Below are 19,095 nucleotides of genomic sequence, written 5' to 3' on the forward strand. Positions count from 1 at the left end.
TTTATGGAAATATCTCGGCGACAAATCAGGCCGCCTGTTTGACCTCCGCAAGCGCCTCGTCAAGGCTTACATGGCCGAGGAATTTTCCGGTGGTCTTCGCCTCCTCCTCATGCTCGATCGCCCAGGCGAAACGCACCGCCGGGTCTTCCTGAAGCCGTTCGTAAAGCGCGTTCAGCGCCGGAAACTGCTTGCGGTCGACGACCTGATGGAAATCGTTCCAGCGGGCGATGCCGGCGAAATAGGCGTCGGCAAAACTCTTCTCGTCGCCGAGCAGCCACTGTCGGCCGTCGAGCAGCTTTTCGAGCTGCGCATGCGCCTTCTCCACCTTGCCGATGCCATAGGTCCGGATCGCTTCCTTCGCCTGCGGCTCCAGCTCATGTTCCAGCGTGTGCCAGAGCGGGCTGAAGGCGTTGAAGAAGCTGATATTGAGGAACGCCAGCATCTGGTTCTGCCGGTCGAATTTTTCAGATTTCGGATCGAAACCAAAGCGATTGCTGCGGGCGGCAATGTGGTTGAGGATCGCCATGCTTTCGCTCATCACCCGGCCGTCCGGCAGCATCAGCGACGGTGTCTCGCGCACTGGATTGACCGGCGCATAGACATCGCTCGAGACGATACCCGGCATGTCGACGCGGCAGAGGCGGTAGGGTGCGCCCGTCCATTCGAGCGCCACGATCGAGCCGAAGGAACATCCTTCCGGCACGCCATAAAACAGGATCGATGTCATCACGTCATTTCCTTCTCAGTTTTCGGATGACGTGAATATGATTTCATGGACGATGCGACGGTAGATGCCGATATTGCGCTCTTAAGTCCACAAATCTGGAAGATGATATGACTGTCCCGCTCAACCTCAACGACCTGCATTTTTTCGTTCAGGCGGTGGAGCATGGCGGCTTTTCCGCGGCGGGCCGCCGGCTCGGCGTGCCGAAATCCACCGTCAGCAAACGCGTGGCGGAACTGGAGGAGCGGCTCGGCGTGCGGCTGATCCAGCGCACCTCGCGCAGCTTTTCGCTGACCGATCTCGGCCGGGATTTCTTTCAGCATGCGCAGGCCTCGGTGATCGAAGCGGAGATGGCGGAGGCGATCGTGCGCACCCATCTTGGCGAACCGACCGGCACCGTGCGGATGACGGCGGCCGTGCCGACGGCGCAGTTCCTCATTGCCGACCAGCTGCCCGAGCTTTCAAGGCGATATCCGAAGCTGACGCTGTCGCTGCATGTCAGCGACCGCTTCGTCGATATCGTGCAGGAAGGTTTCGATATCGCAGTGCGCAGCCATCAGGCGCCATTGCCGGATTCCAGCCTGCTGCAGCGAAAGCTGGCGACGCACCCGTTCTTTCTGGTGGCCTCGCCGGATTTCATCGAAGCCCATGGAGCGCCGCAGCGGCCGGAGGACGTCGCCGATTATCCGGCCATCACCGCCGGTCTCGACGATACGATCTGGCGGATGGTTTCGACCGAAGGCGAAGAGGTCTCCATAACCCCCAAACCTGTCATCGCTGCCGACGAACCGATGGTGATGATGAAGGCGGCACTTGCCGGCCTTGGTCTCGCTTTCCTGCCGACTTCGGTCTGCCATGACGCGCTGGCAGAGGGCCGGCTCGTCCGCCTCCTGCCCGAGTGGACGGCCGGCAGCATCACCACCACGATCCTGATGCCGCACCGGCGCGGCCAGCTTCCAGCGGTGCGTGCCGTCGTCGATTTCCTCACCGAACGGATCGGCGGCTGACGGGCCTTTCCTTTCCTCATCCAAGCGGATACCCATGGCAATCCATTCGAAAGAGGCTCCCATGTCGACCGAAACTCTCGTCACGCAAGACCGCATTGCCGAGGCTGAAAAGCTGATCCGCCCCTTCATCCGCCGCACGCCTGTCATGCGCGTCGATATGAGGGATTTCGGAGCGGTCGCCATGCCGGTCGACCTCAAGCTGGAGCTTCTGCAGCATTCCGGTTCATTCAAGGTGCGCGGTGCGTTCACCAGCCTGCTGACGCGGGAAGTCCCGGCGGTCGGTGTCGTTGCGGCTTCGGGCGGCAATCATGGTGCGGCAGTGGCTTACGCCGCCCGCGAGCGCGGCGTGCCGGCCCATATCTTCGTGCCGAGCGTCGCTTCGCCGGCCAAGATCGACAAGATTCGCTCCTATGGCGCAGAACTGGTGGTCGGCGGCGACCGTTATGCGGATGCACTGGCGGCCAGCGAAATCTATGTGGAGAAGAGTGGCGCATTGCCGATCCATGCCTATGACCAGGCCGAAACGATGATCGGCCAGGGCACGCTCGGCAAGGAGATCGAGGAAGACCTGCCGCAGATGACGACGCTGATCGTCGCCGTCGGCGGCGGCGGGCTGATCGGCGGCGTCGCCTCCTGGATGCGCGGCCGGGTGAAGATCGTCGCGGTGGAATCCGACGGTGCTCCGACGCTTTACGAAGCCTTCAAGGCCGGCAAGCCTGTGGATGCGCCCGCCGGCGGTATCGCAGCGGATTCGCTGGCGCCGAAACAGGTCGGGCAGATGATGTTCCCGGTCGCGCAGAAATTCGTCCAGCCACCGATCCTGGTCACGGACGAGGATATCCTCAACGCCCAGAAGGCCCTTTGGTCCGGTGCTCGGCTGGTGACAGAGCCGGGCGGGGCGGCCGCCTTCGCGGCGCTGCAGTCCGGCAAATACGTGCCGGGCCCGGACGAAAAGGTCTGCGTGCTCGTCTGCGGTTCGAACACGACGGCCGTCAATTTCGGCTGAGGCTTCCTTTCCGAATAGGCCGGCGATAAGGCTGCAACATGTTTCAGCTTCAGCAGCCGGCCATATTCGAGCAGGCCGTCAAGAAAAGTACATTTGCGGCCATCGCGCTTCCCGTCGAGACGGAGGACGAGGCGAAGGCCGCACTTGCCGCCCACGCCAAGACCGATGCAAACCACAATTGCTGGGCCTGGCGGATCGGCCAGGCCTATCGTTTTTCCGATGACGGCGAACCGAGCGGCACTGCCGGCAAACCGATCCTCGCGGCGATCGACGGCCAGGGCATCGACAAGGCCATCGTCATCGTCACCCGCTGGTTCGGCGGCATATTGCTCGGCAGCGGTGGGCTTGTCAGGGCTTACGGCGGAACGGCGGCGGCCTGTCTGAAGGGCGCGGCGCTAGTCGAGGTGAAGCCTACGGTGCAGGGCGTCGTCAGCCTTGAATTCTCGGATCTGGCGCGGGTCAAGGCTCGACTGCAATCTCTTCGAGACGTAACGATTGTTGAAGAACGATTTCGAGAAACAGGCGCCGACCTCATCGTCCGCTTGCTGGAGACGGAAATTGATCAGGTTTCACAAATGGTTTCCGATCTTACGAGCGGGCGGTCGGAATTGCGACTTACCTGAGCCGGCGACGACAAAGGCGATTGCCTGGAAAGAAGCGCCCCGCCGCGACTACCCGAGCCAAATCGACATGCTTGCCGAATTCGGCATCGAAGCGGAACATTATGAGGAAATAGGTTCTGAAAGTTATCGTTTCGAAAGCGCTGACGGTCGCGCCAAACTGCTCGTTACCTGGAGTCGCTGGGAACGTTTCTTCTCCGCGACCTACATGCTCAACCAACAGGAAATCTTCTATATCGATAGGAGCGATGTCGTCTCGATCACTATTGTCTCCGAGCGTGGGGCGCAGATACTGAAAGTCTCATTCGAAGCCGGACGGCAATTGCCGGACTTGCAATTGTACGTGGAGCCGGTAGTTCGCCTTCGCTGGTGATCATGCTGTCTTGATGGATGAGGTCCTTGATCGGTCATACGCTTAACCTCATAGCGCAGCGAAAGTACATTCTGGGTTGGCTTAAAGATGCGGCGCAGGCTTCCGTATCCTTCGCTCGCCGAAAGCTGACCCCGACCGACTATTCAGATGAGAACGGAACGGCCGGCCAGCCGACGGTCACATCGGCCTGCACCGGGCGGTCCAGATAGGTGGAAAGCGCGATATAACTCTTAGTGCCGTGCACGCCCGGAACCGCGTGAATCTGGCCGAGCAGGAATTCCAGCGCCTGCGGGTTTTCCATCCGCACTTTCAGGATCATGCTCGCATCGCCCGCGACCGAATGCATTTCCTCGACTTCCGGAAAACGGGCGATCTGCATCAGCCTTTCGCTTTTGCCCCAGCCGGCCGCCTCCACATGCATGAAGGCCGTCAGCGGTTTGCCGACCGAAGTGCCGTCGAGCCTTGCCACGACATCGCGGATCACGCCGGATCGCTTCAACCTCCTGACCCGTTCATGCACGGCGGGCGGGGAGAGGCCCACCTTTTCTCCCAGCGCCGCATAGCTCTGGTCGGCATCGGCCGCCAGTGCGGCTAATATCTTTCGGTCGAACGCATCCAACGCCGCAGGTTCCCGCCGCTTTGGCCGAATGTCTTCTGTATTTTCCATTGGACCGGCTCTTCCGCTTTTCCGCCGAATAATCTTCGGCAAGATTGCGTTATCACCATATTAAATTCCAGAGGAACACCGATGGAAATGATCATCAGAAATCCGCGGGACGGCATCTACGCGGCCACGCCAGACTATGTGCATGCCATGGAGGTGTGCCGGCCGGAACGGTTTCTGTTCGTCAGCGGCACGATGGGGCTAGATGGAAAAGGCGTCGCGGGCGCAACGCTTGAAGACCAGTTGCGATTGATCTGGTCGAACCTGCGGCGCATCCTGGCCGAGGCCGACATGACCACGGACAATATCGTGCGGTTGACCAGCTATCTGCGCGACGTGGCCTATGTCGAAGCAAACCAGAACGCGCGAGTTCTGGCACTGGGAGACCGGCGCATACCGACGACTGCAATCGTCGTCGAAACGCTCAGCGACAACTGACTGGTGGAGATCGAGAGCATTGCCGCGGCGTGAAGCGGAATATCAGGCCGCCTTGGCGACCTGATATTCCTTGATCGCTACCATCTTGATCGACGGGTAACGTTCCGCCTCATAGCGCAGCGAGAAGCTGTCCTGCGCCAGAAACACCGGATCGCCGTCGAGGTCGCGGGCGATATCGCCACGCTTGACGGTGAGGAATTTTTCCAGTTCGGCGGCATTGTCCGACGAGATCCAGCGGCAGACGGAGAAGCGGGACATTTCGAAGGAGACCGGCAGGGTATATTCGCCCTGAAGCCTCTCTTTCAACACGTCGAGCTGCAGCGCGCCGACGACGCCGACAATGGCGGGCGAGCCGTCTTCCGGCGAGAAGAGCTGCACGACGCCCTCTTCCGCCATCTGCTGCAGGGCTTCCTTCAGCTTCTTGGCCTTCATCGCATCTTCCAGACGCACGCGGCGGAGGATTTCCGGCGAGAAGTTCGGCACGCCCTGGAAGACCAGCGCCTCGCCCTCGGTCAGCGTATCGCCGATCCTGAGCGTGCCGTGGTTCGGGATGCCGACCACATCGCCCGCATAGGCGGTATCGGCCAGCTGACGCTGCGAAGCGAAGAAGAATTGCGGCGCGGTGAGACCAAGCTGCTTGCCGGTGCGGGCCAGCCGCGCCTTCATGCCGCGCTCCAGCTTGCCGGAGCAGATGCGGGCAAAGGCGATGCGGTCGCGATGGTTCGGGTCCATGTTCGCCTGGATCTTGAAGACGAAGGCGGTCATCTTGTCTTCCGACGCATGAACCTTGCGGACATCCGCCACCTGGTCGCGCGGCGGCGGGGCGACGTCGCCCAGCGCGTTGATCAGGTCGCGGACGCCGAAATTGCGCAGAGCCGAGCCGAAGAAGACCGGCGTCAGGTGGCCTTCGAGGAAGGCCTGCTTGTCGAACGGCTTGCAGGCCTCGATCGCCAATTCGGTTTCCTCAACGAACGTGTCGCGCTCGTTTTCCGGCAGACGGTTGGCGACGGATTGCGGTCCGTTGACCTTGGTTGGGGTCACTTCCGTATCGGAACCACGCACGGTGTTGTCGGCGAGATTGTAGGAGCCACAGAAGGTCTTCGAACGGCCGATCGGCCAGGTGACCGGGGCGCAATCGAGCGCCAGCTTTTCCTCGACCTCATCCAGGATCTCGAAGGGATCGCGGCTTTCGCGGTCCATCTTGTTGATGAAGGTGATGATCGGGATGTCGCGCATGCGGCAGACTTCGAACAGCTTCAGCGTACGCGGCTCAATGCCCTTTGCAGCGTCGATAACCATGACGGCCGCATCCACCGCCGTCAGCGTGCGGTAGGTGTCGTCGGCGAAGTCTTCGTGACCGGGCGTATCAAGAATGTTGAAGACGTTGCCGTCATACTCGAAGGTCATCACCGAGGTGACGACCGAGATGCCGCGTTCGCGTTCGATCTTCATCCAGTCCGAACGGGTCTGGATACGATCCTTCTTCGCCTTGACTTCGCCGGCGAGCTGGATGGCGCCGCCGAACAGCAGCAGCTTTTCGGTGAGCGTCGTCTTGCCCGCGTCCGGGTGGGCAATAATTGCGAATGTGCGACGGCGGGATACCGCCTCGGCAATGGTCTCGGGCATCGTCCAAATCCTGTGAATTGCCGCGGTATCTAGCGATTAAAGCCCGCCAATGCAATTGACCTGCCGGCTTGCAGGGCAAAGTAATGCCTTATGAACATCCACGCCCCTACCTCGCCCAAGCTCAATCTCGTTCGCCTGCCGCATGGCACAGACCTCGACCTGCCATCCTACGAGACGACAGGTGCGGCCGGCATGGACGTGCGTGCAGCGGTGGCCGAAGACATCCCGATGACGATCGCGCCCGGCAAGCGGGCGCTGGTACCGACCGGCTTCATTTTCGAAATTCCGGAAGGGTTTGAAATGCAGGTGCGGCCACGCTCGGGCCTCACGTTCAAGCACGGTATTACCTGCCTCAACACGCCGGGCACGATCGACAGCGATTATCGCGGCGAGGTGAAGGTGCTGCTGATCAATCTCGGAGACGAGGATTTCGTGATTACCCGCGGTATGCGGATCGCACAGCTCGTCGTGGCGCCGGTGACGCAGGCTCGCGTGGCTGAAGTGGCCGAGGCAAGTGCCACGGCGCGCGGCGCCGGCGGTTTTGGCTCGACCGGCGTCTGAAGCGACGCCGGCCGGCATTTCGAAACGGAGGAATTACTTTTCGCGGCGGGTGGTTTCGAACAGGAACCAGTGACGGCGTTCGGTCTCGTCGATCCAGTTTTCCAGCAGGCTGGCGGTCGCCACGTCATTGTGTTCGTCGCAGAGATCGTGAACCTCACGGAGGAAGCCGATCAGCTGCTTGTTGTCGTCGCGAAGCTCGGCCAGCATGTCGTCCGGCGTGACGAAATCGGCGTCGTTATCCTTCAGGCGCTGCAGGCGGGCGGCATGGCCGCCGGAACGCAGCGTCGTGCCGCCGATCTTGCGGGCGCGCTCGGCAACATCGTCGGTCATCGCGAAAATCTGCTCGGCCTGCTCATCGAGCAGCAGATGGTAATCGCGGAAATGCGGGCCGGACATGTGCCAGTGGAAATTCTTGGTCTTCATGTAAAGTGCGAAGACATCGGCCAGCAGCGTGGTGAGCGCTGCGGCGATGTCCTTCACAGCATTGCTGCCGAGATCGGACGGCGTCTTGAGGTCGGCTTGCTTGCGGGTCTTGGCGTTACTGTCGGACATCGGTCCATCCCCTTGAAAAATATCGAGCGCGGGTTCTTCGGGAGCCCGCAACCACGGGACTTAAAGTGCCGTCTCCCGCGGTAATTTCAATGGGAATATCGAGGGATTTCGAGGAGACCTTCTGCCGCAGCCGCTATTGGGAAAAGCATTCCTCCAAGCCCGCATGCACCGCATGTTTTTCTCCCGGAATGTCTTTTCATGGATCAAAGCCGGCTGGTCTCTTGCGACCTTTATACCTATGTTTTCACTCAGCTCAGACTGACTAGGGAGAAAGCACATGTCCAAGAAGCCGGGCCGCGGCCGGATCTATTCCTCGATTACCGAAACCATCGGCGATACGCCGATCGTGCGGCTCGACAAGCTGGCGAAGGAAAAGGGCGTGAAAGCCAACATTCTCGCCAAGCTGGAGTTCTTCAACCCGATCGCCTCCGTCAAGGACCGTATCGGTGTGGCGATGATCGAGAGCCTCGAAGCGCAGGGAAAGATCACCCCCGGCAAGACGACGCTGGTCGAGCCGACTTCGGGCAATACGGGCATCGCACTTGCCTTTGCAGCGGCCGCCAAGGGCTACAAGCTGATCCTCACCATGCCGGAAACCATGTCGATCGAGCGCCGCAAGATGCTGGCGCTGCTCGGCGCCGAGCTGGTACTGACCGAAGGCCCGAAAGGCATGAAGGGCGCGATTGCCAAGGCGGAAGAACTGGCGGCCGAACTGCCGGATGCGATCATTCCGCAGCAGTTCGAAAACCCGGCCAATCCGGAAATCCACCGCAAGACGACGGCTGAAGAAATCTGGAACGATACCGAGGGCAAGGTCGATATCTTCGTCTCCGGCATCGGCACCGGCGGCACAATTACCGGCGCCGGCCAGGTGCTGAAGGAAAGAAACCCGAACCTCAAGATCATCGCGGTAGAGCCGGAGGAGTCTCCGGTGCTATCAGGCGGCCAGCCCGGCCCGCACAAGATCCAGGGCATCGGTGCCGGTTTTGCGCCAAAAATCCTCGACACGCATATCTATGACGAGATCGTCACCGTCAACGGCGGGGAAGCCATGGAAATGGCCCGGCTTGTTGCAAGGCTCGAGGGCGTGCCGGTCGGCATCTCCTCCGGCGCTGCACTTCAGGCCGCGATCGAAGTCGGCAGCCGTGAGGAGAATGCCGGCAAGACCATCGTGGTGATCATTCCGTCGTTTGCCGAGCGCTACCTGTCCACGGCGCTCTTCGAAGGGCTCGGCGGCTGATATCCGACACAGGACAATGTCTTGAAGGGCGCTACGGCGCCCTTCTTGTTTTCAGGTATGCATCAAGGCGGGAAAGCAGATATTTCCGGCCGGAAGATCGGGGCCGCGCCAGAACATGAGGGCCTTGGGGTCATCTTCGATCGCGAGAGGCTGCGCCGTCCAGGATTGCGGCGGCAGAAAACCGAATTCGACCAGCCCGACCGGTTTCGTCACGACCAACGACAAAGCCGCGGCAATATCCGCAGGCGAAGCACCCAGCCATTCCTGAAGAACGAGACGGTCATCGTCCTGCTCGACAAAGGCAATCGACTTTCCGTCCTGCAGGACATGGGCGCGGGTAAAGCCGTTGCAGAGATACCAGAGCAGGGTCGACGGATCGGGCCGTGCGGAAAGCGCGCCGCCATTTACCGGCGAGGATGCGCAGAAGCGTGCCAGAAGATCGCGATCCGCAGACTGCGTGACATCCAGATGGCGAGCGGGATCATCGCCCGGCGCAATTGCGGTTTCGGCGGATAGCCGCTGCGGCAACAAACGCCGGAAGCCGAATTTCGGATAGAAATCGACGACAGAAGAATTGGCAAACAGAAGGGCGGGCGCACCGGACGCATCCGTCGATGCCAGAACACGATCGATCAGCCGGCGCGCAAACCCTTCACCCCGGCGGTCCTTGCGGGTCGCAACGGCACCAAGCTGGAAACCTTCGATCAAACCGTTGCGGGCTGATGTGGGTTCATCGCGCATCAGGGAGAGCTGCATGCGCGTGACACCTACGGTCGCAACAAGTTCCTCCTCTTCAACGACCGCCAGAACACGGTAATTTTCGTTCCAGCCGCCAAGACTGGCCCAGCGGGAAAAATCGATGCCGCCGAAGATATCGGCAGCGTGCCGGAAAAAGCGGTCGTGCCACGCCGTGTCGGCCCGGCCGATATCGATGATCTTCGCCTCAGTCAAAACTTCTTCCTGTCTTTCCCGGACCGGCGAAAGCATCACGCCACCGCCGTCGCGAGGCGCTCGCCCGCCATGCGATAGGAGATCGCCTCGGCGAGATGAATGCGGCCGACGGTGTCCTTACCATCAAGATCGGCCAGCGTGCGCGCCACTTTCAGAACCCGATGGTAACCGCGGGCGGAAAATTTCAGCTTCTCCGCCGCATCCCGCAGCAATTGCAGGCCGGAAGGATCGGGCTCGGCGAACTTTTCGATCAAGGTTGTCGAGCAGCGTGCATTGGTGAGCATGCCGGAGGCTCCCGCAGCCTCGAAACGCTCGCGCTGACGTTCGCGGGCCGTGGCGACACGCCTTGCCACGTCGGAGCTCTTCTCGGCCGGCGCGGGGCGGATCAGGTCGGCGGCGGAGACGGCCGGCACGTCGATGCGGATATCGATACGGTCCATCAGCGGACCGGAAATACGGTTCTGGTAATCCGATGCGCAGCGCGGGCCGCGGGCGCAGCTATGGCCGGGCTCGCCCGCCATGCCGCAGCGGCAGGGGTTCATGGCGGCGACGAGCTGGATGCTGGCCGGATAGGACACGCGATGATTGGCGCGGGCGATGATGCACTCGCCGCTTTCCAGCGGCTGTCGCAGCGCATCGAGCACCTGGGGCGAGAATTCCGGAAACTCGTCGAGAAAAAGAATGCCATGATGGGCGAGCGAAGCTTCACCCGGTTTGGCGCGCAATCCGCCGCCGATGAATGCGGCCATGGTCGCCGAATGATGCGGAGTGCGATAAGGCCGTCGATCCGACAGCTTGCCGCCGGAGAGATGCCCGGCAATCGAATGGATCATCGACACTTCCAGCAGTTCGGCGGGCGAAAGCGGCGGCAGGATGGACGGCAGGCGGGCGGCGAGCATCGACTTGCCCGAACCGGGCGGGCCGACCATCAGAAGGTTATGGCCGCCGGCGGCTGCGACTTCCAACGCGCGTTTGGCGCTTTCCTGACCCTTGATATCGGCGAGATCCGGCAGGTTGGCGGGCGCGGCGCGGATGGCCGGAATAGGCTTCGAGATGACCTGCGTGCCGCGAAAATGGTTGGCGAGTTGGATGAGGCTGCGGGGCGCGATGATATCGATCTCGGAACCGGCCCAGGCCGCTTCCGGGCCGCTATCGGCAGGGCAGATCAGACCCTTGCCCATGCCGTTGGCGCCAATCGCAGCCGGCAGGGCACCGGCGACGGCGGCCAGCGTTCCGTCGAGATTGAGTTCGCCTATGACGACATAATCGGTCAGCGCATCGCCCGGGATTGCGCCAAGCGCCGCCATCAGGCCGAGCGCGATCGGCAGGTCGAAATGCGAACCTTCCTTCGGCAGATCGGCCGGCGCCAGATTGACCGTCACCTTCTTGGGCGGCATGGCGAGGCCCGATGCATGCAGGGCGGCCTGCACCCGTTCGCGGCTTTCGGCCACCGCCTTGTCCGGCAGACCGACGATATGCATGTTCATCTTGCCCGGGCCGACCATGACCTGCACGTCGACCGGAACGCCCTCTATCCCCTGGAATGCCACCGTACTGACGCGCGCGACCATGCCTGACCCATTGCTCCAATTGTCCCCATCGCATGAGCCGAGACGGCAGTTTTACACGCTTTCCGTGCCGGCCAATACAATCTTGCATGGAAATCAGAATGAAACAAGAACATTGAACGAACAATGTTGATCTGCATCAACCTGAGGGTTTGAAGCAGGTTGCATCTTCGGAACAAAGCCGATCCTTACCGAAAACGCGAAAGCCCGCCGTCTCCGGCGGGCTTTGCGAAACCATCAGGTATTTACGGGATATCAGCCGCGCTTGGCGTCGATCGCATCCCAGAGCAGGCCGGCGACATCGGCGCCGCCAAACTTCTTCACTTCGCGAATGCCGGTCGGCGAGGTGACGTTGATTTCCGTCATGTAGTCACCGATCACGTCGATGCCGACGAACAGGAAGCCGCGCTCGCGAAGAGCAGGCCCGATGCGGGCGCAGATTTCCTTTTCGCGGGCTGTAATTTCCGTCGCCTCGGCACGGCCGCCGACATGCATGTTGGAGCGGCTGTCTGTTTCGGCCGGCACGCGGTTGATGGCACCGACAGGCTCGCCGTTGACCAGCAGGATGCGCTTGTCGCCCTTGCGCACGGCCGGCAGGTAGGCCTGGGCGATATAGGGCTCGCCGCGATACATCTGGCCGAACATTTCGAGAAGCGAGGTGAAGTTGCGATCGTCGCGGGCCGAATGGAAAACGCCCGCGCCGCCATTGCCGAACAGCGGCTTCAGGATGATGTCGCCCATTTCCTGGCGGAAGGCGGCGATCTCGGTGGGGTCGCGGGAGATCAGCGTGGCCGGCATCAGGTCGGCGAATTCGGTGACAAAAATCTTTTCTGGCGAATTGCGCACCCAGGCCGGATCGTTGACGACCAGCGTCTTCGGGTGGATACGCTCCAGGAGATGCGTGGAGGTGATGTAGCCCATGTCGAAGGGCGGGTCCTGGCGCAGATGCACGACGTCCATCTGCGAGAGGTCGACGCGCTCCTTTTCGCCGAGCATGAAATGGTCGCCCTTCACGTCGCGCACCTGCAGCGGCTCGACGGCGGCAAAAATCTTGCCGTCGCGCATTGTCAGGCGGTCCGGCGTATAATGGAAGAGTTCGTAGCCGCGTGCCTGCGCTTCGAGCGCCATGGCAAAGGTGGAATCGCCGGCAATGTTGATGCCGGAAATGTGGTCCATCTGGAATGCGACCTTGCGGATTTTCGCCATGACTTCAGCCCCCTAGGATTGGCTCGCCTGATGTAGGATGGCAGCCCGCCAAAGGCAACCGCTCAAAGCAAGAGAGCATCCCAAACGGCGAGGCCTGGGATGCTCTCTTTGTCTCATCGGGAATACGGAACGGTTTTCGCCGATCAGCTTGCCAGCCCGACCTGTGGCTGCGGGCGCAGCATCTTCTTGAGCTTGTAGAGGAAGGCGAGCGGCGCCGGGAAAGGCTTGCGCAGGAAGGCAATCTTGCGGACATAGGTGTCGATCCGCCAGGTGGCCCAGGTGCCGCCCTTGAAATAGGCGACGTCGCCGGCGCGCAGCACGCGCTGGGTGCCGTCCTCGGCCGTCACATGCACCTCGCCTTCAAGGATGACGACCGTTTCGTCCCAGCCGAAGAACCAGCGGAATGAGCCCGCGGTACAATCCCATACGCCGGTGGCGGCACATTCGTCGTCGGCCGTGGAATGGGCCGCGACGCGGGCCTGCGGATTGCCCGCAAGGATCCAGGTCGGCTCGATCGGCGAGGGCGACATTTCCAGCGCATCGGGGCAGGCACCGATGAAGGATTTCGATGCCGAGCGCTCCGGCTGTTCGTAGTTCTTGTAGCGGATCGCGACCGCGGCTGCGGTGGCAGCAATCATGTGCCAGCTCATATTACCCCCTCAGGCTATCAACTGAGGGGGACGATAGCGACAAAGCGTAAGCCGGGCGTTCAAGCCGTTATTAGGATTTTAACGACCCATCCGAATTTCAACCCATGGCTTCATTCAGATGACAGGCTCCGCCGGGGCCAGCTTCGCCTGCGCCGGCACTTGGCCGGGCAGGCGCTTGCCGGTATCGGCGGCGAAGAAATGCAGCCGTTTCGGGTCGATCGCCAGACGCATTTCCGGCGAAAGCTCGGCGTCGGGCGCAACGGCGGCCGTTGCAAGCTGGTCGCCGATCATGCCGTGGATCAGGCGCTGCGAGCCCAGTTCCTCGGTATATTCGAGGCGGAAGGGTAACGCTTCCTCGTCGGCGCGGGCGATCCGCATGTCCTCGGCGCGGAAACCGACGGTGACGGCGCCGGAGGTCGGCGCAAAACCGTTGAGGCCGATCATCGAAGGGCCGATCGCCAGCTTGTCGCCGTGCAGCTCGCCCTTGACGAGGTTCATGGCCGGCGAGCCGATGAAGCTTGCGACGAAGGTGGAGGCCGGGGCGTGATAGACTTCGAGCGGCGCGCCGATCTGCTCGACCTTGCCGCCGTTCAGGACCACGAGGCGGTCGGCGAGCGTCATCGCTTCCAGCTGGTCGTGGGTGACGTAGATCGAGGTAGTGCCGAGGCGGCGCTGCAGGCGCTTGATTTCGCCGCGCATCGAGACACGCAGCTTGGCATCGAGGTTGGAGAGCGGTTCGTCGAACAGGAAGACGGCCGGCTTGCGGACGATGGCACGGCCCATGGCGACGCGCTGCCGCTGACCACCGGAAAGCGCGCGCGGCTTGCGTTCCAGATACTGGCCGATTTCCAGCATGCGGGCGGCTTCGGCGACGCGCGTGTCGATCTCAGCCTTCGGGGTCTTGCGGTTCTTCAGGCCGTATTCCAGGTTCTGGCGCACCGTCATATGCGGATAGAGCGCGTAGTTCTGGAACACCATGGCGATATCGCGATCGGCCGGCTCCATGTTGTTGACGGTGCGCGAACCGATCTTCACTTCTCCTTCGGAGATCGTCTCGAGGCCGGCGATCATGCGCAGCAGCGTGGACTTGCCGCAGCCGGACGGGCCGACGAGGACGATGAACTCGCCATCGGCGATGTTCAGCTTGATGTCGGAGACGGCACGAACGCCGCCTGTATAGACCTTGCCGACGCTTTCGACATCGATGGAAGCCATGATTATTTCTCCGTTTCGACCAGGCCTTTGACGAACAGGCGCTGCATGAAGATGATGACGAGGACCGGCGGCAGGCCTGCCAGGATGACGCCCGCCATGACGAGGTTCCACTGGGTGTCGCCGTCGAGCACGGATGCGAGGCGCTTGATGCCCATGACGACCGTATAATAATGCGGCTCGGTGGTGATCAGCATCGGCCAGAGATACTGGTTCCAGCCGTAGATAAACATGATGATGAAGAGCGCTGCGATATTGGTGCGCGACAGCGGCAGAAGGATATCGCGGAAGAATTTCAGCGGGCCGGCGCCATCGACGCGGGCCGCTTCCATCATCTCCTCCGGCACCGTCAGGAAGAACTGGCGGAACAGGAAGGTGGCGGTGGCCGACGCGATGACCGGAATGACCAGACCGGAATAGGAGTTCAGCATGCCGAGATCGGCGACGACCTTGTAGGTCGGCAGGATGCGCACTTCCACCGGCAGCATCAGCGTCATGAAGATGACCCAGAAGGCGAGAACGCGCAACGGAAAGCGGAAATAGACGATCGCGAAGGCGGAAATAATCGAGATCGAGATTTTGCCGACGGCGATCAGGATCGCCATGATGAGACTGTTGACGAGCATCATCAGGAACGGCGGCGCACCGGCCGTCGATTCACCGGAATTCAGCAGGTAGCCATAGTTAGCCGCCATGTGGTCGCCGGGGGTCAGCGGCACGATGCCGCTCATGAAATCGGTCGGCCCGTGGGTCGAGGCGATGAAGGCGAGATAGACCGGGAAGACCACCGTCAGCACGCCTATGATCAGGATGAGATGGGTCAGGAAGGTGATGAAGGGGCGATTTTCGACCATCGTCAAATCCTCAATACTGAACTTTGCGCTCGATCCAGCGGAACTGGACGACGGTGAGGACAACGACAATCAGCATCAGGATGACCGACTGCGCGGCGGACGGTCCGAGGTTGAGGCCGATGAAACCGTCGGCATAGACCTTGTAGACCAGGATGTTGGTGGACTGCGAAGGGCCGCCGGAGGTCGTCGCGTCGACGATGCCGAACGTATCGAACATCGCATAGGTGATGTTGATGACGGCGAGGAAGAAGGTCGTCGGCGACAAGAGCGGGAAGACCACCGTCCAGAAACGCTTGAACGGGCCGGCGCCATCGATGGCGGCCGCTTCGGTCAGCGACTGCGGCACGGACTGCAGGCCGGCAACGAAGAACAGGAAATTATAGGAAATCTGCTTCCAGGCGGCGGCGATGATGATCAGCACCATGGCATCGCCGGTGTGCAGGCGGTGGTTCCATTCGTAACCGACGAAGGTCAGCAGATAGGGAATGATGCCGATCGAGGGGTTGAACATGAACCACCAGAGAAGGCCGGCAGCGGCGGGCGCCACCGCATAAGGCCAGACCAGCAGGGTCGTGTAGAACCGTCCCGAGCGCAGCACGCGATTGACGCAGACCGCAAACATCAGGGACAGGCTCATCGACAGGACCGTGACGCCGACCGAGAAGACGAAGGTCGCGCCGAGCGCATTCAGATAGTCCGGATCGTCGAGAAGCCGGGTGTAGTTGGCGAACCAGACGAAGGTCTCCTTCAGGCCGAAAGGGTCCTGGCGGAGAAACGACTGGCGGATTGCCTGGGCCGCGGGCCATACGAAAAAGATGAGCGTGATGATGAGCTGCGGCGCCAGCAGGAAATACGGCAGGACGCGGCTTTGAAAAACGGTGCGCTTGGTTTGCATGGCGAGACCCACCTAAGGAAACACCCTCCCCGGCTTGAGGCCGGAGAGGGCAGATTGCAGAGCTGAAACTTAGTTGTTGGCAGCTTCGAATTCGCGCAGGATGGCGTTGCCAGCCTTGGCAGCATCGTCGAGAGCCTGCTGGCCGGTCTTCTTGCCGGACAGAACGGATTCGAACTGCTGGTCGATCAGGTCGCGGATCTGGGTCAGGTTGCCGAAACGAACGCCCTTGGAATTGTCGGACGGCGTGCCGCGCATGATCTGCTTGATGGCGATGTCGGAGCCCGGGTTCTTTTCGTAATAACCCTGCTTCTGGCCGAACTCGTAGGAAGCGTTGGTGATCGGCAGGTAACCGGTGAACTGGTGCCAGTCAGCCTGGACTTCCGGCTTCGACAGGTAGGTGAAGAATTTGGCAACGCCCTTGTAGACTTCCGCGTTCTTCTGGCCGTTCAGAACCCAGAGGGTTGCGCCGCCGATGATGGAGTTCTTCGGGTCCTTGGTGACGGTGTCGTCATAAGGCATCGGCGCGAAACCGACCTTGAATCCCTTGGCGTTGTTGATGACGCCGGCGCGCGAAGCGGACGAACCCATGTAGACTGCGCATTGCTGCGAGTAGAAGCTCGGAGCGGTTTCAGCGCCGCCGCCCGGGCCGCCATACTTGAATACCTTGGCGTCCTGCAGCTTCTTGAGGTTATCCCAGAAAGCAGCCTGTTCCTTGCCGTTGAACTTGAATTCGGTCTTCAGGCCGCCGAAACCGTTCTGAAGCGTGCCAAACGGCAGGTTCTGGATGGCGGAGTAGTTTTCGAGGCCAACCCAGGTCGCAGCGTAGGACAGGGTGAAGCCACACTGAGCAGCGCCGGAATCAACGATCTTCTTGCCGGCTGCCGCGAGTTCAGCCCAGGTCTTCGGGGCGACTTCCGGATCAAGGCCAGCCTTCTGGAAGACGTCCTTGTTGTAGTACATGATCGGGGTCGAGGAGTTGAACGGCATGGACAGGATGTTGCCCTGTGCGTCCGAATAGTAACCTACGACCGGGGCGAGGAAGCCCTTCGGGTCCCACGGCTCCTTGTTGTCGGCCATCAGCTTGTAGACCGGATAGACGGCGCCCTTGGCGGCCATCATCGTGCCGGTACCGACTTCGAAGACCTGAACGATCGCCGGCTGCTGGCCAGCGCGGAAGGCTGCGATAGCGGCGGTCAGGGTTTCCGGGTAGGTGCCCTTGAAGACCGGAACGATCTTGTAATCGCTCTGGCTTTCGTTGAACTTCGTGGCGATCTCTTCGAGCTTCTTGCCGAGCTCGCCGCCCATGGCGTGCCACCAGGTTACTTCGGTCGCGGCAAGCGACGAGGTTGCCGACAGGGCAACGGCAAGCGCTGCCATCGAAAGCTTCTTGAACATATGGACGTCCTCTCCACCTTGGTTGGGGTCGAGGATCGCAATAGGGCCGAGCTGTGACACGCCCTTAACAGTTTTATGTCAGATTTATAACATTGCACAGCCATGCAATCATGGCATGACCCGCTTAGAAGGCATCGGGAAAATGCCGGGGCATGCGCCAGGGCAAAACGGCAATGACGTCGTATCGTTGCGAAAGAGTGCCGGCATCGCGGCGTTTCGAAAGCCAGATGTCGCTTGCTGCCCGGATGCGCCTCTGCGTGTCATAACCCACGGCATCGACTGCATCGATTTCGCTCGCCCGCGCCTTCACTTCGACGAAAACGATAAGATCCCGTCTGCGGGCGATCAGGTCGATCTCGCCGAGCCGGGTGCGGTAGCGGATGGCCAGGATGCGGTAGCCCTTGGCCATCAGATAAAGGGCGGCGAGGTATTCGGAGAGATGGCCGCGCCGATAAGCCTTCCGGCGATCGACGGTCTTTCGCCCGGCGCCCCCGCCCTTCACATCCTCGTTATCGCCACCTTTATTTCCCGCCGGCATCCTCGTCCTTCATGTCGAGCAGCCGCTGGTAGAGGTCCTTGCGGGCGATGCCGGTCACCCGCGCGGCTTCGGCTGCGGCCTTGGCGGTCGGCATGCTGGCGACGAGCTGGCGCAGCAGGGCATCGACCTCCACCTCGCCCGGCGCTTCCGGCGGTTGCGGCGGCTCGATGAGGAGAACGATCTCGCCCTTCACCGTCCGCTCGTCGTCATTATAAAAGATGGCAAGCTCTTCCAGCGTGCCGCGGCGGAATTCCTCGAAGGTCTTGGTCAGTTCCCGACAGACGCAGGCGCGGCGGTTCTTGCCCAGCACGTCGGCAGCGGCCGCGACCGTTGCGCCGATGCGGTGAGGGGATTCGAAGAACATCAATGTCGCCGGCACGTTCGAAAGCTCGGCCAGCCTGTCCCGCCGCCCCTTGTCCTTGGCCGGCAGGAAACCGGCAAACAGGAAGGCATCGGACGGCATGCCGGAGCCGACGAGAGCGGCAAGCGGCGCCGAAGCGCCCGGGATCGGCACCACCTTGTAACCCGCCTCGATCGCCATCTGACCGAGCCGGTAGCCCGGATCGGAGACGAGCGGCGTGCCGGCATCGGAGACCAGCGCCACGGACTTGCCGGCCTCCAGAGCGGCGATCAGCTTCGGCCCGACCTCGTCGGAATTGTGCTCGTGATAGGCATAGGGCCGGTTGACGATGCCATAACGGTCGAGAAGCACGCGGGTAACCCGTGTATCCTCACAGGCCAGAACATCGGCGCCGGACAGCGTTTCCAGAGCCCGGAGCGTGATGTCGCCCAGATTGCCGATCGGGGTCGCGACCAGATAGAGCGCCGGCTCCAGCGGCCGCGCGGGCACGAACGTATTGGCGACGCGGTAGCCGCGCTGGCTTTTCAGGTCATCGGTCAAGTGGCATCACGCAGGCTGGTATCGTCATAGCCCTTTATGATGAAGCCGCGCCGGTTGAGCAAGTGAGGCAGCAGGGAACGTCATCGGCCAAGCAGTGCCTGTTTTCTGTGTGAA

The 19,095-nt window shown here is 61.5% G+C and carries 21 protein-coding genes; 7 read left to right on the forward strand and 14 right to left on the reverse strand.

Annotated features, from left to right (window positions below):
• Positions 1-25 precede the first annotated feature (25 nt).
• Positions 26-727 (reverse strand): glutathione S-transferase family protein, encoded by a 702-nt coding sequence (locus KX729_RS18250; protein WP_219743912.1) that lies wholly within the window; start codon positions 725-727, stop codon positions 26-28.
• A gap of 107 nt (positions 728-834) precedes the next feature.
• On the opposite strand from KX729_RS18250, the gene KX729_RS18255 reads away from it, so the two are divergent.
• The 4 genes from KX729_RS18255 to KX729_RS18270 all read left to right on the forward strand — a co-directional run bounded on the left by KX729_RS18255 (position 835) and on the right by KX729_RS18270 (position 3,730).
• Positions 835-1,731 (forward strand): LysR substrate-binding domain-containing protein, encoded by an 897-nt coding sequence (locus tag KX729_RS18255; RefSeq protein ID WP_219743913.1) that lies wholly within the window; start codon positions 835-837, stop codon positions 1,729-1,731.
• Between the two features lie 61 nt (positions 1,732-1,792).
• Positions 1,793-2,737: a threonine/serine dehydratase gene (locus tag KX729_RS18260; RefSeq protein WP_219743914.1), complete on the forward strand. Its 945-nt coding sequence runs from the start codon at positions 1,793-1,795 to the stop codon at positions 2,735-2,737.
• 38 nt (positions 2,738-2,775) lie between these two features.
• On the forward strand, positions 2,776-3,360 hold the full coding sequence (locus KX729_RS18265) for an IMPACT family protein (RefSeq protein WP_219743915.1): 585 nt from the start codon (positions 2,776-2,778) through the stop codon (positions 3,358-3,360).
• A 67-nt stretch (positions 3,361-3,427) separates the two neighbouring features.
• Positions 3,428-3,730, forward strand: coding sequence for a hypothetical protein (locus KX729_RS18270; RefSeq protein WP_219743916.1), 303 nt, complete (start codon positions 3,428-3,430; stop codon positions 3,728-3,730).
• A gap of 139 nt (positions 3,731-3,869) precedes the next feature.
• On the opposite strand, the gene KX729_RS18275 is transcribed toward KX729_RS18270, so the two are convergent.
• The gene (locus KX729_RS18275; RefSeq protein ID WP_219743917.1) at positions 3,870-4,397 is read right to left on the reverse strand and encodes an Lrp/AsnC family transcriptional regulator; all 528 of its coding nucleotides are present in this window, start codon (positions 4,395-4,397) and stop codon (positions 3,870-3,872) included.
• Positions 4,398-4,478: 81 nt separating this feature from the next.
• On the opposite strand from KX729_RS18275, the gene KX729_RS18280 reads away from it, so the two are divergent.
• Positions 4,479-4,832, forward strand: coding sequence for a RidA family protein (locus KX729_RS18280; RefSeq protein WP_219743918.1), 354 nt, complete (start codon positions 4,479-4,481; stop codon positions 4,830-4,832).
• A 42-nt stretch (positions 4,833-4,874) separates the two neighbouring features.
• Here the strand turns inward: KX729_RS18280 and KX729_RS18285 are convergent, their stop codons facing one another.
• Positions 4,875-6,458, reverse strand: a complete 1,584-nt coding sequence (locus tag KX729_RS18285; RefSeq protein ID WP_219743919.1) for a peptide chain release factor 3 — start codon at positions 6,456-6,458, stop codon at positions 4,875-4,877.
• A 90-nt stretch (positions 6,459-6,548) separates the two neighbouring features.
• Here KX729_RS18285 and dut point away from each other — a divergent pair, with 90 nt between their 5' ends.
• Complete coding sequence (dut, locus tag KX729_RS18290; protein ID WP_219743920.1) at positions 6,549-7,019, forward strand: dUTP diphosphatase; 471 nt, start codon at positions 6,549-6,551, stop codon at positions 7,017-7,019.
• 33 nt (positions 7,020-7,052) lie between these two features.
• Here dut and KX729_RS18295 read toward each other — a convergent pair whose 3' ends face one another.
• The gene (locus KX729_RS18295) at positions 7,053-7,571 is read right to left on the reverse strand and encodes a Dps family protein (RefSeq protein ID WP_219743921.1); all 519 of its coding nucleotides are present in this window, start codon (positions 7,569-7,571) and stop codon (positions 7,053-7,055) included.
• Between the two features lie 277 nt (positions 7,572-7,848).
• Here KX729_RS18295 and cysK point away from each other — a divergent pair, with 277 nt between their 5' ends.
• Entirely contained in the window at positions 7,849-8,811 is a 963-nt protein-coding gene (cysK, locus tag KX729_RS18300) for a cysteine synthase A (protein ID WP_219743922.1), read from the forward strand.
• 51 nt (positions 8,812-8,862) lie between these two features.
• Here cysK and KX729_RS18305 read toward each other — a convergent pair whose 3' ends face one another.
• The 10 genes from KX729_RS18305 to rsmI form a co-directional block, all read right to left on the reverse strand.
• The gene (locus KX729_RS18305) at positions 8,863-9,762 is read right to left on the reverse strand and encodes a GNAT family N-acetyltransferase (RefSeq protein WP_219743923.1); all 900 of its coding nucleotides are present in this window, start codon (positions 9,760-9,762) and stop codon (positions 8,863-8,865) included.
• 35 nt (positions 9,763-9,797) lie between these two features.
• A complete protein-coding gene (locus tag KX729_RS18310) occupies positions 9,798-11,333 on the reverse strand; it encodes a YifB family Mg chelatase-like AAA ATPase (RefSeq protein WP_219743924.1) in 1,536 nt (511 codons plus the stop codon).
• A 252-nt stretch (positions 11,334-11,585) separates the two neighbouring features.
• Complete coding sequence (gene gshB, locus KX729_RS18315) at positions 11,586-12,536, reverse strand: glutathione synthase (RefSeq protein WP_219743925.1); 951 nt, start codon at positions 12,534-12,536, stop codon at positions 11,586-11,588.
• Positions 12,537-12,679: 143 nt separating this feature from the next.
• Positions 12,680-13,186: a cupin domain-containing protein gene (locus KX729_RS18320; protein WP_219743926.1), complete on the reverse strand. Its 507-nt coding sequence runs from the start codon at positions 13,184-13,186 to the stop codon at positions 12,680-12,682.
• A 114-nt stretch (positions 13,187-13,300) separates the two neighbouring features.
• The gene (locus KX729_RS18325; RefSeq protein ID WP_219743927.1) at positions 13,301-14,401 is read right to left on the reverse strand and encodes an ABC transporter ATP-binding protein; all 1,101 of its coding nucleotides are present in this window, start codon (positions 14,399-14,401) and stop codon (positions 13,301-13,303) included.
• A gap of 2 nt (positions 14,402-14,403) precedes the next feature.
• A complete protein-coding gene (ugpE, locus tag KX729_RS18330; RefSeq protein ID WP_219743928.1) occupies positions 14,404-15,252 on the reverse strand; it encodes a sn-glycerol-3-phosphate ABC transporter permease UgpE in 849 nt (282 codons plus the stop codon).
• A 10-nt stretch (positions 15,253-15,262) separates the two neighbouring features.
• Complete coding sequence (gene ugpA / locus KX729_RS18335) at positions 15,263-16,147, reverse strand: sn-glycerol-3-phosphate ABC transporter permease UgpA (protein WP_219743929.1); 885 nt, start codon at positions 16,145-16,147, stop codon at positions 15,263-15,265.
• A 69-nt stretch (positions 16,148-16,216) separates the two neighbouring features.
• Positions 16,217-17,542, reverse strand: coding sequence for a sn-glycerol-3-phosphate ABC transporter substrate-binding protein UgpB (gene ugpB / locus KX729_RS18340; protein ID WP_219743930.1), 1,326 nt, complete (start codon positions 17,540-17,542; stop codon positions 16,217-16,219).
• Positions 17,543-17,666: 124 nt separating this feature from the next.
• A complete protein-coding gene (locus KX729_RS18345) occupies positions 17,667-18,080 on the reverse strand; it encodes a YraN family protein (protein WP_219743931.1) in 414 nt (137 codons plus the stop codon).
• On the reverse strand, positions 18,064-18,981 hold the full coding sequence (gene rsmI / locus KX729_RS18350; RefSeq protein WP_219743932.1) for a 16S rRNA (cytidine(1402)-2'-O)-methyltransferase: 918 nt from the start codon (positions 18,979-18,981) through the stop codon (positions 18,064-18,066). Before rsmI ends, KX729_RS18345 begins: the two co-directional genes overlap by 17 nt.
• Positions 18,982-19,095: the final 114 nt, after the last annotated feature.

Source organism: Neorhizobium populisoli (assembly GCF_019430945.1).
In the GTDB taxonomy this organism is placed as follows: Bacteria; Pseudomonadota; Alphaproteobacteria; order Rhizobiales; family Rhizobiaceae; genus Neorhizobium; species Neorhizobium populisoli.

Coding starts and splice junctions, on each gene's coding strand:
- KX729_RS18250 (WP_219743912.1), bottom strand. CDS start 727: ATGACATCGATCCTGTTTTATGGCGTGCCGGAAGGATGTTCCTTCGGC.
- KX729_RS18255 (WP_219743913.1), top strand. CDS start 835: ATGACTGTCCCGCTCAACCTCAACGACCTGCATTTTTTCGTTCAGGCG.
- KX729_RS18260 (WP_219743914.1), top strand. CDS start 1,793: ATGTCGACCGAAACTCTCGTCACGCAAGACCGCATTGCCGAGGCTGAA.
- KX729_RS18265 (WP_219743915.1), top strand. CDS start 2,776: ATGTTTCAGCTTCAGCAGCCGGCCATATTCGAGCAGGCCGTCAAGAAA.
- KX729_RS18270 (WP_219743916.1), top strand. CDS start 3,428: ATGCTTGCCGAATTCGGCATCGAAGCGGAACATTATGAGGAAATAGGT.
- KX729_RS18275 (WP_219743917.1), bottom strand. CDS start 4,397: ATGGAAAATACAGAAGACATTCGGCCAAAGCGGCGGGAACCTGCGGCG.
- KX729_RS18280 (WP_219743918.1), top strand. CDS start 4,479: ATGGAAATGATCATCAGAAATCCGCGGGACGGCATCTACGCGGCCACG.
- KX729_RS18285 (WP_219743919.1), bottom strand. CDS start 6,458: ATGCCCGAGACCATTGCCGAGGCGGTATCCCGCCGTCGCACATTCGCA.
- dut (WP_219743920.1), top strand. CDS start 6,549: ATGAACATCCACGCCCCTACCTCGCCCAAGCTCAATCTCGTTCGCCTG.
- KX729_RS18295 (WP_219743921.1), bottom strand. CDS start 7,571: ATGTCCGACAGTAACGCCAAGACCCGCAAGCAAGCCGACCTCAAGACG.
- cysK (WP_219743922.1), top strand. CDS start 7,849: ATGTCCAAGAAGCCGGGCCGCGGCCGGATCTATTCCTCGATTACCGAA.
- KX729_RS18310 (WP_219743924.1), bottom strand. CDS start 11,333: ATGGTCGCGCGCGTCAGTACGGTGGCATTCCAGGGGATAGAGGGCGTT.
- gshB (WP_219743925.1), bottom strand. CDS start 12,536: ATGGCGAAAATCCGCAAGGTCGCATTCCAGATGGACCACATTTCCGGC.
- KX729_RS18320 (WP_219743926.1), bottom strand. CDS start 13,186: ATGAGCTGGCACATGATTGCTGCCACCGCAGCCGCGGTCGCGATCCGC.
- KX729_RS18325 (WP_219743927.1), bottom strand. CDS start 14,401: ATGGCTTCCATCGATGTCGAAAGCGTCGGCAAGGTCTATACAGGCGGC.
- ugpE (WP_219743928.1), bottom strand. CDS start 15,252: ATGGTCGAAAATCGCCCCTTCATCACCTTCCTGACCCATCTCATCCTG.
- ugpA (WP_219743929.1), bottom strand. CDS start 16,147: ATGCAAACCAAGCGCACCGTTTTTCAAAGCCGCGTCCTGCCGTATTTC.
- ugpB (WP_219743930.1), bottom strand. CDS start 17,542: ATGTTCAAGAAGCTTTCGATGGCAGCGCTTGCCGTTGCCCTGTCGGCA.
- KX729_RS18345 (WP_219743931.1), bottom strand. CDS start 18,080: ATGCCGGCGGGAAATAAAGGTGGCGATAACGAGGATGTGAAGGGCGGG.